Source organism: Capnocytophaga sp. oral taxon 324 str. F0483 (assembly GCF_000318315.2).
Taxonomy (GTDB): Bacteria; Bacteroidota; Bacteroidia; order Flavobacteriales; family Flavobacteriaceae; genus Capnocytophaga; species Capnocytophaga ochracea.
The window spans coordinates 61,864-77,580 of the sequence record NZ_KB291508.1 but is presented as its reverse complement, the minus strand read 5'-3'; the positions used below and the strand labels follow the sequence as shown (position 1 = coordinate 77,580).

The following is a 15,717-nucleotide window of genomic DNA, read 5'->3' as shown; positions in this document are numbered from 1 at the left end:
GTTGCGCTCTACCAACTGAGCTATTTTCGCTTATTTCTTTTCCAATAAATTCGCAACTGGCTTTTCCTTTATTTGCGGTTGCAAAGGTACAACAATTATTCATTCCTGCAAATTTTTTGAATACTTTTTTTATAACTTTTTTATACTACTATTATAACCTACATTCTCTCAGGAACTTGTATGCCCAGCATTTTAAACGACTCTGCTATAATTTCTCCTATTTTCTTGCTCAACATTACCCTAAAATCACGCTTGCTCTCCTCTTCCTCTCCTAAAATTGATACATTTTGGTAAAACGAATTGAAGTCTTTTACCAAATCATACACATAATTGGCAATAATAGCAGGACTATAACTATCAGCTGCATCTTGTACAACCGACGGAAATAGGGTGATGCTCTTTAACAAAGCCTTCTCTTTTTCGTGTAAACCACTAACTTTCTCTACCGCTGCTTCATTCCTACCTCCCATTTCAGCATACTTGCGCATAATCGACTGGATACGAGCGTAAGTGTATTGTATAAACGGACCTGTATTCCCTTGAAAATCAATAGACTCTTTAGGGTCAAACAAAATACGCTTCTTAGGGTCTACTTTTAATATATAGTACTTTAAGGCTCCCAAACCTATGGTGTGATACAAGGTTTCTTTCTGCGCTTCGGTATAACCGTCGAGTTTGCCGAGTTCTTGTGAAATCTCTTTGGCAGTTTGCTCCATTTCAGCAATAAGGTCATCGGCATCTACTACGGTACCCTCGCGACTTTTCATCTTGCCACTGGGCAGATCTACCATACCATAGCTCAGGTGATATAAGTGTGATGCCCAATCGTAACCCAACTTTTTCAGGATAAGAAAAAGCACTTTGAAGTGATAATCTTGCTCGTTACCTACCGTGTACACCATTCCTTTTACGTCAGGATAGTCCTTCACACGCTGGGTAGCAGTCCCCATATCTTGCGTCATATAAACCGACGTACCATCAGCACGAAGCACCAACTTCTCATCTAAGCCATCGGCGGTAAGGTCACACCAAACGGAACCATCTTCTTTCTTGAAGAACACACCTTGCTCCAAACCGCGTTCCACAATGTCTTTCCCTAATAAATAGGTATTGCTCTCGTAGTAATACGAATCGAAATCAACACCTAAATTCTTATAAGTAACGGCAAAACCATCGTATACCCAGCCATTCATCTGTTTCCAAAGTTTTATTACTTCGGGGTTGCCTGCTTCCCATTGGCGAAGCATCTCTTGGGCTGCTACAAATATAGGAGCTTGTTTTTCCGCTTCTTCTTTGGTCTTCCCTTGTTCTACTAATTGCTGTATTTCAGCCTTGTACGCCTTATCGAACGCCACATAGTAATTCCCTACTAATTTATCACCCTTCAACCCTGTATTTTCAGGAGTCTCACCATTGCCAAAACGTTGCCACGCCACCATCGATTTGCAAATGTGTATCCCCCTATCGTTGATGATTTGGGTTTTATACACCTTATGTCCAGCTGCTTTTAAGATTTCAGCTACCGAATACCCTAAGAGGTTGTTGCGGATATGCCCTAAGTGCAACGGTTTATTAGTATTAGGTGATGAGTATTCCACCAAAATAGCCTCTTTGCTATTAGGCGTTGCCAAACCAAACTGAGGATTATTCTTCACTTCTTTTAAAAAGTCGATGTAGTAACTATCAGCAATTACAAGATTTAAAAAACCTTTAATCACATTGAAGTCAGTTACCAAATCACCTGCTTTCTCTTTTAAGTAACCTCCTATTTGTTCTCCTATCTGCACAGGATTACCTTTGATATGACGCAATAGCGGAAACACCACAAGAGTAACATCGCCCACAAACTCTTTTTTAGTCTGTTGCAATTCAACGCTTTCTAAGCTCACACCATACAGTTCCTGTACAGCTTGTAATATATGTTGTTTAAGGGTATCGTTTAAGTTCAACATTTGCAAATTCTTTCTTTTGAGAGGGCAAAGGTACAAATAATTTAATATATAAAAACATTTTGCTTTCAGTTTTATTCCCAACACCCACCTTCTTATCCTCAGCTTTTCCTCACTTTATTCCCCTCCTCCTTTTAGTCATCTATCGCTATTGAACCACTATTGAGCCATTGTAGAACCACTGTAGAACCACTGTAGAACCACTGTAGAACCACTTATTGTTCGATTATCCTATAAGCTTTGTATAATCTTCTCCCAATTTCACCATTAATCATTAATCATTAACCACTCATATAGCCCGCACCTAATCTACTAATTTATCGACCATTATCCCACAACTCAAATAAAATGTTAAAATTTTTCTAATAAAAATTTGGTAGTTACAAAAAAAGAGAGTACCTTTGGCTCGCTTTTTAAGACATTTATTGGGCAATGAACTTTCCATCTGATTTAAAATACACTAAAGAACACATATGGGTGCGCATCGAAGGTGATATAGCCACAGCAGGCATTACCGATTTTGCTCAACACCAATTAGGCGACATTGTGTATGTGGAAGTAGAAACCATAGGCGATACCCTTAATGAAGATGAAATATTTGGCAGTATCGAAGCCGTAAAAACAATATCCGATTTATTTATGCCCCTCACGGGCGAAGTAATCGCGTTTAATGAACCGCTAAACCAAAAACCTGAGAAAGTAAATACCGACCCATATGGCAAAGGGTGGATAATACAACTGAAAATAAGCGATATTACCCAGTTAGATAATCTACTCTCAGCCGAAGCGTATAAAACCCTAATAAATGCTTAAAAAATACAAATACACTTTGTTATGGGGCATATGGACGATAGCTATTATCACTCTAAGTCTTATCTCATCCAGCGAAATGCCCAAAGCACCTCGCATTCCCTATTTAGACAAAGTCGCTCATTTCAGCTTCTATTTCGGTTACACGGCACTGTTTATATTAGCATTTAGAAGTAAATTATGGGCAGTAATCACCGCCTTGTTTTTAGGCGCAACAATGGAAATATTACAAGGCTTACTCACCACTACTCGCTCTGCCGACTTTATTGATATGCTCTTCAATACATTTGGCACAGTTGTTGCTCTACTATTTATGAGAAAGTATGAAAAGCTTTTCAGATAAAAAGTATATTTAATAACCTTTTAAAAGAAAATCATTATGCAACCTAAAAAAAATCCGAAAGCCGATTTGGCAAAAAGTAGCGGATTGTTCTTTGCCATAGGATTCGCTCTTGTATCAGCCCTTACCTTATGGGGGTTCGAAACAAAAGTGTATGACAAAAGCGTTCAAGACAACCGTACGTCAGATGTGGATAAGGCTCTTGACGAAAATCAAGAGAACTACACAATGGAGACCCCTCCTGAAACTCCACCACCTCCACCTCCTCCAGCCCCTACAGTGGTAGAGGAAGTAAAAGTAGTGGAAAACGATACTAAAATCGAAGAACAAGTAATTGGTACTACTGAAACTACTAAAAATGAGCAAATAGCTAAAGTAGAAGAAATTAAACAAACTGTAGTAGAAGAAGCTCCTGATGTAGATGTGCCTTTTACTATTATCGAAGATAAACCTATGTTCGAAGCTTGTAAAAACGTACCTAAAGATCAACAAATGAAATGTTTTCAAGAAAACTTGAACAAACACGTAGTAAAGAACTTTAGCTATCCACAAGCTGCCGCCGAAATGGGTATTCAAGGAAAAGTATTTGTAAACTTCCGCATCAATACCGATGGTACTATTACCGTTTTAGGAGTGCGTGGTCCCGATAAAATTTTGGAAGATGATGCTAAGAAGCTCATTATGAAACTTCCTAGACTTATCCCAGGTAAACAACGTGGTAAACCTACACCAGTTACCTTTGCTTACCCTATCAACTACAAATTACAAAACAACTAAAAAACAAAAGCCAATAGCATTTTACTATTGGCTTTTTTATTTAATAATTCTACATTTATAGTTAGGCAAAAATGATTCGCAAATGTTTGTAGAGTCAAAGTCGCGAAGAACTCAATACGCGAAGCAATCCGCGCTTCTTAAGTAATCAGTCTTAATCTTAACTTTTAACTAATCGCTCCACAACGCTTCTATCATTCGCCAATCGTTGTATTTTATTCTGTCCGCCGAGCTTTCCTTGCGACTTCATATAAGAGGCAAAACCGCCTTCGGGAACTTCGGTTATTTTGAGCGGTTGGAGTACTTTACCTTGTATGAGGTCGTAGTAGTACATATTCTGTTTTTGTAGAGCCTCATCTATCACTTGGGCAAAGCGTTTCATATCAGTAGGTTTCTGCTCAAATTCTACAAACCACTCGTGATAAGGCAATTCACCCCCTACCGGATTTACCTGAGGAGCGACCGTAAATTCTGTGATACGTACTCCCGTAGCCTCTAAACCCTCTCGCATTGCCTCTTCCACTTCTTTACCAATCACGTGTTCGCCAAAAGCCGAAATAAAATGCTTAATGCGCCCCGTAACTACTATACGGTAAGGCGCAAGCGAAGTAAATTGCACCGTGTCGCCTATGTTGTAACCCCAAAGTCCGGCATTGGTAGATATAATGAGCGCATAATTTACCCCCAATTGTACGTCCTGCAAAGCCACTCGTTTGGGAGCATCACTGAAGAAAGTATCAGCTTCTACAAACTCGTAAAAAATACCCGAATTGAGCAGTAAGAGCATTCCTTTCTCTGTTTGACTATCTTGATAAGCAAAGAAACCCTCGCTAGCGGGATAGAGCTCTATGCTATCCACTTTGCGCCCGATAAGGTGCTCAAATTGTTGGCGATAAGGTTCGTAATTCACCCCTCCATAAATAAACAAGTTGAAATTAGGAAACAGTTTTCCTACTTTAATGCCAGAGCGCGTGTACAATCGCTCGAAGTACATCAGCACCCACGAAGGTATCCCGCTGATGAGGGTCATATTTTCAGAAAAAGTTTCAGTAACAATCGCTTCTACTTTGGTCTCCCAATCTTCTATACAGTTGGTTTTATACGAAGGCATACGATTGCGCTGCAAATAAGCAGGTACATAGTGTGCTACTATACCCGAAAGTCGTCCTGTTTTAATGCCGTTTTTTTCACCTAAAATAGGACTTCCTTGCAAGAAAATCATCTTTCCTTCTACAAAATCGGCTTTTTTAGTCTCGTGTATATAACATAAAATCGCATCACGTGCTGCCTGAATATGGAAAGGCATCGAGTCTTTGGTAATAGGGATATACTTCGCCCCGCTGGTAGTCCCTGAAGTCTTAGCAAAATAGAGCGGTTTGCCTTTCCATAACACATCTTTTTCGCCTTCCACTACCCTATCGATATAAGGGCGCAAGGCTTCATAATCTCGTATAGGTACGCGAGCCACAAAATCTTCATACGTTTGGATTTCCTCAAAATGATGGTCACGCCCAAAAGCCGTATTTTTAGCTTGTTCTATAAGCGACTGGAATACTTTTTGTTGTGTGTCTATTGGAGCTTTAGCCCAGCGGTCTATCTTTTTTTTAACGATAGAAGCAAATATTTTGGATATATATGATTTAATCATAATGAAGTCTGTTTGACTCCGCAAAGATACTACTTTTTTTAATTTGCAATACGATAAGTATTAATTTTATAACAAAGCCATTCCTCTCTCCGCATCATTTTATGCTATTGAGAAGAATGGCAAAAAAGGATTCTTGGATATTCACACACTCCAAGAGTATTTTTAGTAAGGTATATCGTCTTCGGTTGAAGTGGAGGAAGGAGCTCCAAAAGCCTGCTCCGGATTAGCAGTAGGCACAGTTTCAAAAGCTACATTTTCATTCATCTTCGAAACAAATTCTTGTACCCCCATAGGTAAATAGCCTCCACTATCGTATTCCTCTAAATTTGCAAACCTTCCCAAATGCCCTTCAAACTTCAATCGGATACTATCCAAACCTCCATTGCGGTGTTTAGCCACAATAAATTCAGCTTGTCCAGCGGTAGGTGTTCCTGATTCGTCGTCCCATTCTGTAATTTTATAGTATTCAGGACGGTAGATAAACGATACAATATCGGCGTCTTGCTCAATAGCTCCTGATTCACGTAAATCGGATAACTGTGGACGCTTTTGCTGTCCAGGACGTGATTCCACATTACGCGAAAGCTGTGAAAGTGCTATTACGGGTATGTTTAACTCTTTAGCAAGAGCTTTTAAGTTACGAGAAATTGTAGAAATTTCTTGCTCACGGTTACCCACTCCTTTGCTACCTCCTGCCGTCATCAACTGTAAGTAATCAATAATAATTAGCTGAATACCGTGCTGTGTAGAGAGTCGGCGCGCTTTAGCTCGGAGGTCAAAAATTGATATAGAAGGCGTATCATCTATAAAAAGAGGAGCCTTTTCTAGGTCTTTCACCTTAGTATTTAACACATACCACTCGTGCTCTTCCAACTTCCCTGTACGCAATTTCTCTGACGACAGACCTGTTTCTGAGGAAATCAAACGCGTAATAAGCTGTACCGACGACATTTCCAATGAGAAAAACGCTACGGGTATCCCCTGCCCTACTGCTATATTTCTTGCCATAGAAAGCGTGAGGGCTGTTTTCCCCATACCTGGGCGTGCCGCTACGATAATAAGGTCACTCGCTTGCCAACCTGAGGTGAGTTGGTCGAGTTTGGTAAAGCCTGAAGGTACTCCACTAAACCCATCAGTTTTATTAGAGAGGTCTTGTATTTTCTTGAGTGCTTTTATCACCAAATCTCCCGCTACTTCACTGGAACGCTTTAGGTTACCTTGTGTTACTTCATAGAGTTTCTGCTCAGCACTGTCCAACGAATCAAACACATCGCGAGTATCGTCGTAAGCGTCTTCTATAATTTCCGAAGAAATTTCAATGAGTTTGCGCTTGATGAACTTCTGTAAAATAATACGCGCGTGAAATTCCACGTTAGCAGATGATGATACTCGTTGGGTGAGATTAATAAGGTAAAACTCTCCTCCCACCGCCTCCAAATTGCCATTTTTGCGAAGTTGTTCTGCCACCGTAAGCAGGTCGATAGCTTCCGATTCGTTGAAAAGTTCAAAAATAGCTTGATAGATAAGTTGATGTTGCTTTTTATAAAAAACTTCAGGGTTGAGTATGTCTATCACATCATCAACGCCTTTCTTGTCAATGAGCATAGCTCCCAAGATAGCTTCTTCAAGATTGAGGTCTTGTGGAGGGAGTTTTCCTCGCTCTAAACTCACTTGTGTTCGCGAGAATGGTTGTATTGCAGGAACAATTTCTGGTACTGATGTGTTTTCTGTTTCGTTCATACGGCAAAGATACGAAATAGTTTAATTTGGGGTAGATGATTTTACCCACAAACACTGTTAATAGTCTGTTGATAACTTCTGAAAAGTTTTCTTTACTCTTCTATTTAGCAACCGTTTACTATCTTCATTTTATAAAAAAAGCGCTTAAATAGCGCCTTTATAAGTTGTTGATATTATCATTTTCTTACTTCTCACTGAACACTCCCATCGCGAGGTACTTGTTCATTCGTTTTTCAACCAATTTATCGGTGGGAAGCTTCTTCAAATCCTTATAAGTGTCCAATATCACTTTGCGAACAGTAGCAAACATCATTTCGCGATCGCGATGTGCCCCCCCGAGTGGTTCCTTAATAATCTCATCTATCAGTTTTAACTTCTTCATATCAGGAGCGGTGAGTTTTAGAGCTTCAGCTGCTTCCTTTTTGTACTCCCAGCTACGCCATAATATAGAGGAACAAGACTCTGGCGATATTACCGAATACCAAGTATTTTCAAGCATATACACTTTATCACCTACACCGATACCTAGCGCTCCTCCCGAAGCTCCTTCGCCTATGATAAACACTATTACAGGCACTTTCAAACGTGACATCTCCAATATATTGCGAGCAATTGCTTCTCCTTGTCCGCGTTCTTCAGCTTCAATACCAGGGAAAGCTCCTGGCGTGTCTACAAAACTCACTATAGGAATGTTAAACTTTTCAGCTTGTTTCATCAATCGCAAGGCTTTGCGATACCCTTCGGGGTTTGCCATACCAAAATTGCGATATTGTCGCATCTTAGTATTTACTCCTTTTTGCTGACCAATAAACAAAAAACTCTGGTCATCTATCTTTCCAAAACCTCCTATCATCGCCTTATCGTCTTTCACTGTACGGTCGCCGTGAAGTTCCAAGAAAGTGTTTCCTGCAAGTGAGTTGATATAGTCAAGAGTATAAGGTCTCTCCAAGTGACGAGAGATTTGCACTCGTTGCCACGCCGTAAGATTACCATAAACTTCCTTCTTTACTTGGTTGAGTTTCTTTTCTATTTTCTTGCAAGCATCAGTCATATCCACATCACTTTCATTACCGATGACCTGACACTTTTCCATCTGTTCTTCAAGCTCTTTAATAGGTTGTTCAAAATCTAAATATTCCATAAACTAAGCGTTATTTGATTTTTTAGAATGCAAAGATATAAAATAATTTTGAATTACGAACTAATATTTTTTGTTTATAAGCTTAACTCCCTTTTTTTATCCGGCAATTCTTCTAAGCAATTAAATGATTATCAACGTTTTTTCAATATAACTCCAACCCATTTGCTAATTTAATCTCCCGTCTCTTCTATCCCACCCATCTTACCTCGTCCCTCTCGTCCTCATTTGCCAATTTCCAAATCTGCTAATTCTCTAATTTATCAATCTGCCTATCCACTTTCCGTCATAACCCTATTGCCTATGCCCTAAGACCTCACACCTCCCCATTTTACTAATTTTCTAATTTGCTAATTCCCTAATTATCCCTTCTCCTTTCCGTCGTACTTCCCCCTATTGCCTATGGCCTAAGGCCTAGTGCCTATTCTTTTTCTTTCGTCTCGAAACCCCGTTTTTAGCATTTTTAGCACTGTTGTATTGTATTATGAATCAACCATTTATATACCCTTTCTATTCCAATCGTCCAAGATTCGTATAAGCCTTCCTATAAGCTCTCTATAAGCTAACTCCACCCTCCTTACAGCCTTTTTTCATCAAAAACTCTCCCTCCTCTCTTCCGATTTTCTTCATTTTCTTCTGATACCTCCTTAGTATCTCTGTTTCCTCTCCAACCCTTCCCAAAAACTCAGAGTTTTTCGGAGTTTCTTCGGCAATTCTCAAATGTCTGACTCGTCCGGTCTGTCCTACAAGTTCAACCTGTCAAATAACTATTTTCATCTCTTCCTTTTACTAATTTGCTAATTTCTAAATTTACTAATCTACCAATTTTTATTTAATTTCTAAGGCATAACCTCACCTCTTTAAATCGAAGTTACGCTGTCTTAAAAAATATTTTCCTTTTTTCTTTTCTATTAAAAAAAACTTCCGTACTTTTACCGAAATTTTTTAAACCGATACAATCTCATTATATAACGTAAGTATCATATATAAAATTACTAAAAATATAAAATTTAAAATTATGACAAAATTTAGAACAGAATCCGACCTTATCGGCGACTTGCAAGTGCCCGCCGATGCTTACTATGGCGTACAAACACAACGCGCCATCGAAAACTTTCGCATTACAGGAACTAAAATGGGTGATTACCCTGAGTTTGTAAAAGCTATTGGTTATGTAAAACTCGCCGCAGCTCAAACAAACCACGCTTTGGGATTACTCCCCGACGAACTACTCAAACCTATTTCTGAGGCTTGCAAAGAAGTAATCGAAGGGAAGTTTAACCATCAGTTCCTCGTAGATATGATTCAAGGAGGGGCAGGTACTTCGGTGAATATGAACGCTAATGAAGTAATAGCCAATCGCGCCTTGGAAATTATGGGGTATCCTCGCGGTGATTACCAACACTGCTCTCCTAACGACCACGTGAATCAATCACAATCTACAAACGACGCTTACCCTACTACTGTAAAGTTAGCTGTTATCAAGATGAACGAAACGCTCATCAAGCGCCTATCATTGCTCATTGAGGCTTTTCGGAAGAAAGGTAAAGAGTTCGCCGATGTAATAAAAATGGGGCGTACCCAGTTGCAAGATGCCGTACCTATGACGCTTGGTCAAGAATTTGAAGCTTTTGCAGCCAACCTCGAAGAAGAAATCGCCCGCTTGCAAAGCAACGCCAAGCTCTTCTTGGAAATCAATATGGGAGGTACCGCCATTGGTACAGGACTCAACGCTCCTAAGGGATATGCCAAACTATGTGCCGAAAACTTAGCTAAACTCACAGGCGAAGCCTTCGTTACTGCCTCTAACTTGGTAGAAGCTACCCCTGATACCGGTTCATATGTAATTTATTCCTCTGCGCTAAAACGTATGGCTGTAAAACTCTCTAAGATTTGTAACGACTTGCGTTTGCTCTCTTCAGGACCTCGTGCAGGACTCAACGAAATCAACCTGCCTAAAATGCAACCTGGTTCGTCTATTATGCCCGGCAAAGTAAACCCCGTTATCCCCGAAGTAGTGAACCAAGTGTGCTTCAAAGTGATTGGTAATGACCTTACCGTTACCTTCGCCGCTGAGGCAGGTCAGTTGCAACTCAACGTAATGGAACCCGTGCTCTGCCAGTGCATTATCGAGTCTATCGTATTCTTAGAACGCGCTATCGACACCTTGCGCACCAAGTGTATCGAAGGTATTACCGCCAATCGCGAAGTATGCCTCAATATGGTAAAACACAGTATCGGTATCGTTACAGCACTCAATCCACATATAGGGTATAAAAATAGCACCAAGATAGCCAAAGAAGCCCTTGAAACAGGTAAGTCAGTGTACAATTTAGTATTAGAACACGGCTTGCTTTCTAAGGATAAGCTCGATGAGATTTTAGACCCCAAGAATATGTTAGGCGTTTAATAATTTATAAATTTAAAGATTTCAATATTCAACAAGAAAAGGCGTAACCTTTTTTAATATCAACTTCCAGTTACGCCTTTTCTTATAAAAACCAACAAAAATGTTAAGAGATAATACTACCCGTGCTAAGAATGCCATAATAATGTTGTGGATATCCTTTGCTTTTTTATTCATATTTCTGATTTCAGATATTTTTGAACTATATGTTATTAGAGAGTTCCTTGTAGGTGAAATAGATGACGAATTGTTTGCAAGAGCTGAACTGAGTGATGTTTTCTCAGGTATAGTAGGTATTTTGTGGCTTGTGATATTCATTATAATGAGTATTCTTTTTTTGATGTGGTTCAGGCGCGCTTATTACAACTTGCACCAACTGAAAAATAACCTCTCATATACCGATGGTTGGGCAGTAGGAAGCTGGTTCATTCCTTTTGCTAACTGGGTACTCCCATACCGCATAATGAAAGAAATATACAATAGTACTCGCAATCTTTTCATACAAAGGGGAGACATACAACCCAAACTACCTACTAATTTTGTAACCATTTGGTGGACGATTTCAATTATTTCTTCTGTAGTAAATTACTTTGTTTTTAGAGCCTCTATGCTTGATGACCCTACTATCGAGATGTCATATACAACCTCAATTATAAATGTGATTGGTACCCTCTTGTTAATCATTTCCTTTTTTTTATGCATCAAAGTCGTAAAAGATTACGCCAAGGTAGAACCCTTATTATCCAATCTTCAAAAAGACGAAACTAATACTAATAATTTATGAAACACTATTTTAGAACAGTAAGTACCCTACTAAGTTTACTACTCTCTCCTTATTTATTAGCCCAGCACAAGCCTTTGGGTGGTTTTGCTTATGGCACTCTCTCAGCCCCTACGGGTAAAGAATGGGAGTCAGTAGAGGAACTCTCGCTTAACAAAGAGTACCCTCGTGCTTATTTCTTCTCGTTTAAAGACGAAAAGACGGCTACCCAAGTATTGCCTGAACATTCGCCCTATTGGAAATCTCTCAATGGGCAATGGCAATTCCACTGGTGCAAAACCCCCGAAGAGCGTCCCAAAGACTTCTATAAACCCGATTTCGACGCTTCTGCTTGGGAGTTGATTCCTGTACCTTCTAACTGGAATATCTACGGTATACAGAAAAACGGTACGCTCAAATATGGAGTGCCTATCTATGTAAACCAGCCTGTGATTTTCTATCACGAGCGCAAGGTAGACGATTGGCGTAAAGGGGTAATGCGTACCCCTCCTAAAACGTGGACAACCTATGAGTACCGCAATGAGGTAGGCTCTTATATTCGCGATTTTGAAATACCTACTGATTGGGACGGTCGTGAAATCTTCATCGATTTCGATGGAGTAGACTCTTTCTTCTACCTTTGGATTAATGGGCAGTATGTAGGCTTTTCTAAAAACTCACGCAATGTAGCTTCTTTTGATATTACCAAATATCTACACAAAGGCAAGAATAAAGTAGCCGTAGAAGTATACCGCAATTCCGATGGTTCTTTTCTCGAATCACAAGATATGTTTCGCCTACCTGGGATATTCAGAACAGTAGCCTTGCGCAGTACTCCTAAGGTGCAAATCTTTAACCTCAACATTCTTACAGATACCCAAAACCTCACCGATTGGCAGTTAAAAGTGAATGCCGAAGTGCGCAACCTCAGCCCAAAAGCAGTCAAAGATTATCAAGTGTACTATAACGTATACGAAGTCTCATTATATAAAGACGACGTTACCTCCACTGCTACCAAAGGAAGCATTCCTCTAAAAACAGTAGCCCCTAACGCTATCGATAAAGTGAGCGGTACAATAACCGTAAAGAATCCTAAACTATGGTCAGCTGAGGAGCCTCATCGTTATGTGCTCGTAGCTCAACTTTTGGATAAAAAAGGGAAGGTGGTAGAAACAGTATCGTCTTACTTTGGCTTTAGAAAAGTAGAAATCAAAGACACTAAGGCTGAAGACGATGCTTTCGGAAAGGCAGGAAGGTATTATTATCTCAATGGTAAGACTATCAAATTTAAAGGCGTAAACCGTCACGAAAGTCACCCCGCACAAGGGCACGTGCTCACACATCAACAAATGGAAGAAGAGGTGATGATGATGAAGCGAGCTAATATCAACCACGTGCGCAACTCTCACTATCCACCCGACCCTTATTGGTTTTACCTCTGCGATAAGTATGGTATTTATTTAGAAAACGAAGCTAATATAGAGTCTCACGAGTATTACTACGGCAAAGAATCACTTTCTCACCCTAAAGAATGGGAAAAGGCTCACACAGCCCGCGTAACCGAAATGGTAGAGGCTACCTATAATTCGCCTGCCATTGTGATATGGTCACTTGGTAATGAAGCAGGCCCTGGTCAGAACTTTGTAACGGCTTATAAACACCTCAAAACACTCGATACTTCTCGCCCTGTACAATACGAGCGCAATAACGACATCGTAGATATGGGCTCTAACCAATACCCTTCGGTAGCGTGGGTACAGGGTGCTGCTACAGGTAAGTACGACATCAAATATCCGTTTCACATCTCGGAATACGCACATTCTATGGGTAATGCCGTAGGGAATCTCGCCGACTATTGGGAGGCTATCGAAAGCTCTAACTTTCTATGCGGAGGTGCTATCTGGGATTGGGTAGACCAAGCGATGTACAACTATACCAAAGACGGCATTCGCTACCAAGCCTATGGAGGTGATTTTGGCGACTTCCCTAACGATGGTCAGTTTGTGATGAACGGCATTATCTTTGCCGATAGAACAGTAAAACCACAGTACTACGAAGTGCAGAAAGTGTATCAGAATATAGGCGTGAAAAAACTCAATAGTTTTACTTTTGAAATTTTCAATGAAGGCTATTTTACCGATCTTTCAAACTATGAGGGTATATGGAAACTCTATAAGAACGGTGTGCTTGTAGAAGAACGTCCTTTTGAAGTGCCTTCTGTGATGCCACAGCAAAAATCAAGTGTGACCATTACCCCTGTAACTTTAGATAGCAATGAAGAATATTACAGTATTGTAGAATTCCGCCTTAAAGCAGATACCCCTTGGGCTAAAAAAGGATTTGTACAAGCTCGCGAACAATTCTTAATGCAACCTGCTACCCAAAAGCCTTCTCTTTCCTCTGTAACCAAAGGAGAAAAGCTCACCCTTAGCAAAGACAAAAAGACCATTACCGGAAAAGACTTTTCAGTAACTTTTGATTTCGATAAAGGTACGATAGGCACACTACGCTATGGTGAGCATACTATTATTACCAACAGCAACCTAAGTCTCAACGCTTTCCGCGCCTTCACCAATAACGATAACTGGATATACGAGCAATGGTTTGAAAAAGGATTGCATAACCTGCGTCATAAAGCCATTGCTTCCTCAGTGAAACCTAATAAAGAAGGTGGTTATACATTCTATTTCACGGTGGAATCACAAGCACCTAATGCAGCTAAAATAACAGGTGGTGCCAGCTCAGGACGCAATAAGATAGAGGAACTTACCCACCAGAAATTTGGTGCAAACGACTTTAAGTTCACTACTAACCAAATTTTCACCGTCTATCCCGACGGCTCTATCGAACTACAAGCCAGCGTGGTGTCTAACGATGCCTCTTTGGTATTGCCACAATTGGGCTATTTACTCAAACTGCCTAAAGAGTACGAAAATTTCACCTATTACGGTCGCGGTAAACAAGATAATTATCCCGACCGCAAATCAGGGGCTTTTGTAGGTCTCTACAGCGGTAAAATAGCCGATGAATTTGTGCCTTTCCCTAAACCACAAGATATGGGGCAACACCAAGAAACCCGCTGGGCAGCTCTTACCAATGCTCAGGGTGCCGGCGCAGTGTTTGTAGGGGCTGAACCGCTATCGGTAGCAGCTTTGCCTTATAAAGCTATCGATATGACTTTGGCAGGACACCCCTACCAATTACCAGAACCTGACGGCGTGTACTTGCAACTGAACATAGGCAACACAGGTTTGGGCGGACATAGTTGCGGTCCTCGTCCGTTGTTGCGTGACCGTTTGTTAGCAACCCCTCATAATTTCGGTTTCATCATTCGTCCAGCCAAAGAAGATTTGCAAACCATAACCAATGTAAGTGCAAGCGGTGAGCAACCTCTTTCTATTACTCGTAGCAAAGTAGGAAAAGTATCTATCAGTACAGCCAATGCCCTTGCAACTATCTATTACAGCATCAATAATAACAAAGCACAGAAATACACCCTTCCTTTCGATTTGCCTAACGGAGGTACTGTAAAGGCGTGGTTTGCAGGTAATGAAACTCAAAAGTACACCCTTACTTTCGGTAAAGCCGAAAGCACGGCAATGGAAGTAATTTTCGCCAGCAGTGAAGAAGCAGGTGTAGGAGATGCTAAACATTTAGTAGATGGCGACCCCAATACCATTTGGCACTCCGCCTATTCAGTTACTGTAGCCAAACATCCACATTGGGTAGATTTCGATATGGGCAAGGTTGTTAATGTAAAAGGCTTTAGCTTTACCCAGCGCACTGATAGCTGGAGCGGAAAGGTAAAAGATTACCAAATACAACTGAGCAACGACGGTAAGAACTGGGGCGACCCCGTGAAAGTAGGAGCTTTTAAAGATGTGAGTAGCGCCCAACAAGTGTTGCTCGACAAAGTTGTAAAAGCACGCTATGTGCGTTTCACCGCTCTAAGTGATTTCTATGGTGAAGATTTTGCCACAGGTGCCGAATTTATGGTGATATTAGAATAGAAATTTAATTTGTTGTCATTGTAAGTTAAATTAAATTTAATTGAAAGGAGGCTGGCTCTTAAAGAGCCAGCCTCTTCTGTTATTCGTTATTCACTATTCGTCAATTCTTCCTTTTTCTTTCGCCTCGAAACCTCTTTTTTA

General features: G+C 40.4%; 10 protein-coding genes. 6 read left to right on the top strand and 4 right to left on the bottom strand.

Annotation, left to right across the window (positions count from 1 at the left end):
- Positions 1-158: 158 nt before the first annotated feature.
- A complete protein-coding gene (argS, locus tag HMPREF9072_RS04040) occupies positions 159-1,952 on the bottom strand; it encodes an arginine--tRNA ligase (RefSeq protein WP_009410661.1) in 1,794 nt (597 codons plus the stop codon).
- A 429-nt stretch (positions 1,953-2,381) separates the two neighbouring features.
- Here argS and gcvH point away from each other — a divergent pair, with 429 nt between their 5' ends.
- The 3 genes from gcvH to HMPREF9072_RS04025 are packed head-to-tail and all read left to right on the top strand — an operon-like array spanning position 2,382 to position 3,876.
- Positions 2,382-2,762 carry a glycine cleavage system protein GcvH gene (gcvH, locus tag HMPREF9072_RS04035; protein ID WP_009410660.1) on the top strand — a complete coding sequence of 127 codons (381 nt, stop codon included), beginning with the start codon at positions 2,382-2,384 and terminating at the stop codon, positions 2,760-2,762.
- On the top strand, positions 2,755-3,102 hold the full coding sequence (locus HMPREF9072_RS04030; RefSeq protein WP_009410659.1) for a VanZ family protein: 348 nt from the start codon (positions 2,755-2,757) through the stop codon (positions 3,100-3,102). Before gcvH ends, HMPREF9072_RS04030 begins: the two co-directional genes overlap by 8 nt.
- A 36-nt stretch (positions 3,103-3,138) precedes the next feature.
- Positions 3,139-3,876, top strand: coding sequence for an energy transducer TonB (locus HMPREF9072_RS04025; protein WP_009410658.1), 738 nt, complete (start codon positions 3,139-3,141; stop codon positions 3,874-3,876).
- A gap of 157 nt (positions 3,877-4,033) precedes the next feature.
- Here the strand turns inward: HMPREF9072_RS04025 and HMPREF9072_RS04020 are convergent, their stop codons facing one another.
- From HMPREF9072_RS04020 to HMPREF9072_RS04010, 3 genes are all read right to left on the bottom strand, one after another.
- Entirely contained in the window at positions 4,034-5,521 is a 1,488-nt protein-coding gene (locus HMPREF9072_RS04020; RefSeq protein ID WP_009410657.1) for a GH3 auxin-responsive promoter family protein, read from the bottom strand.
- A gap of 162 nt (positions 5,522-5,683) precedes the next feature.
- Complete coding sequence (gene dnaB, locus HMPREF9072_RS04015; protein ID WP_009410656.1) at positions 5,684-7,261, bottom strand: replicative DNA helicase; 1,578 nt, start codon at positions 7,259-7,261, stop codon at positions 5,684-5,686.
- 184 nt (positions 7,262-7,445) lie between these two features.
- Complete coding sequence (locus HMPREF9072_RS04010; protein WP_002673067.1) at positions 7,446-8,402, bottom strand: acetyl-CoA carboxylase carboxyltransferase subunit alpha; 957 nt, start codon at positions 8,400-8,402, stop codon at positions 7,446-7,448.
- A 1,015-nt stretch (positions 8,403-9,417) separates the two neighbouring features.
- On the opposite strand from HMPREF9072_RS04010, the gene aspA reads away from it, so the two are divergent.
- From aspA to HMPREF9072_RS03995, 3 genes are all read left to right on the top strand, one after another.
- Positions 9,418-10,809, top strand: a complete 1,392-nt coding sequence (aspA, locus tag HMPREF9072_RS04005) for an aspartate ammonia-lyase (RefSeq protein ID WP_009410654.1) — start codon at positions 9,418-9,420, stop codon at positions 10,807-10,809.
- Between the two features lie 100 nt (positions 10,810-10,909).
- A complete protein-coding gene (locus tag HMPREF9072_RS04000; protein WP_009410653.1) occupies positions 10,910-11,590 on the top strand; it encodes a DUF4328 domain-containing protein in 681 nt (226 codons plus the stop codon).
- Positions 11,587-15,576: a glycoside hydrolase family 2 TIM barrel-domain containing protein gene (locus HMPREF9072_RS03995; RefSeq protein ID WP_009410652.1), complete on the top strand. Its 3,990-nt coding sequence runs from the start codon at positions 11,587-11,589 to the stop codon at positions 15,574-15,576. Before HMPREF9072_RS04000 ends, HMPREF9072_RS03995 begins: the two co-directional genes overlap by 4 nt.
- Positions 15,577-15,717 lie beyond the last annotated feature (141 nt).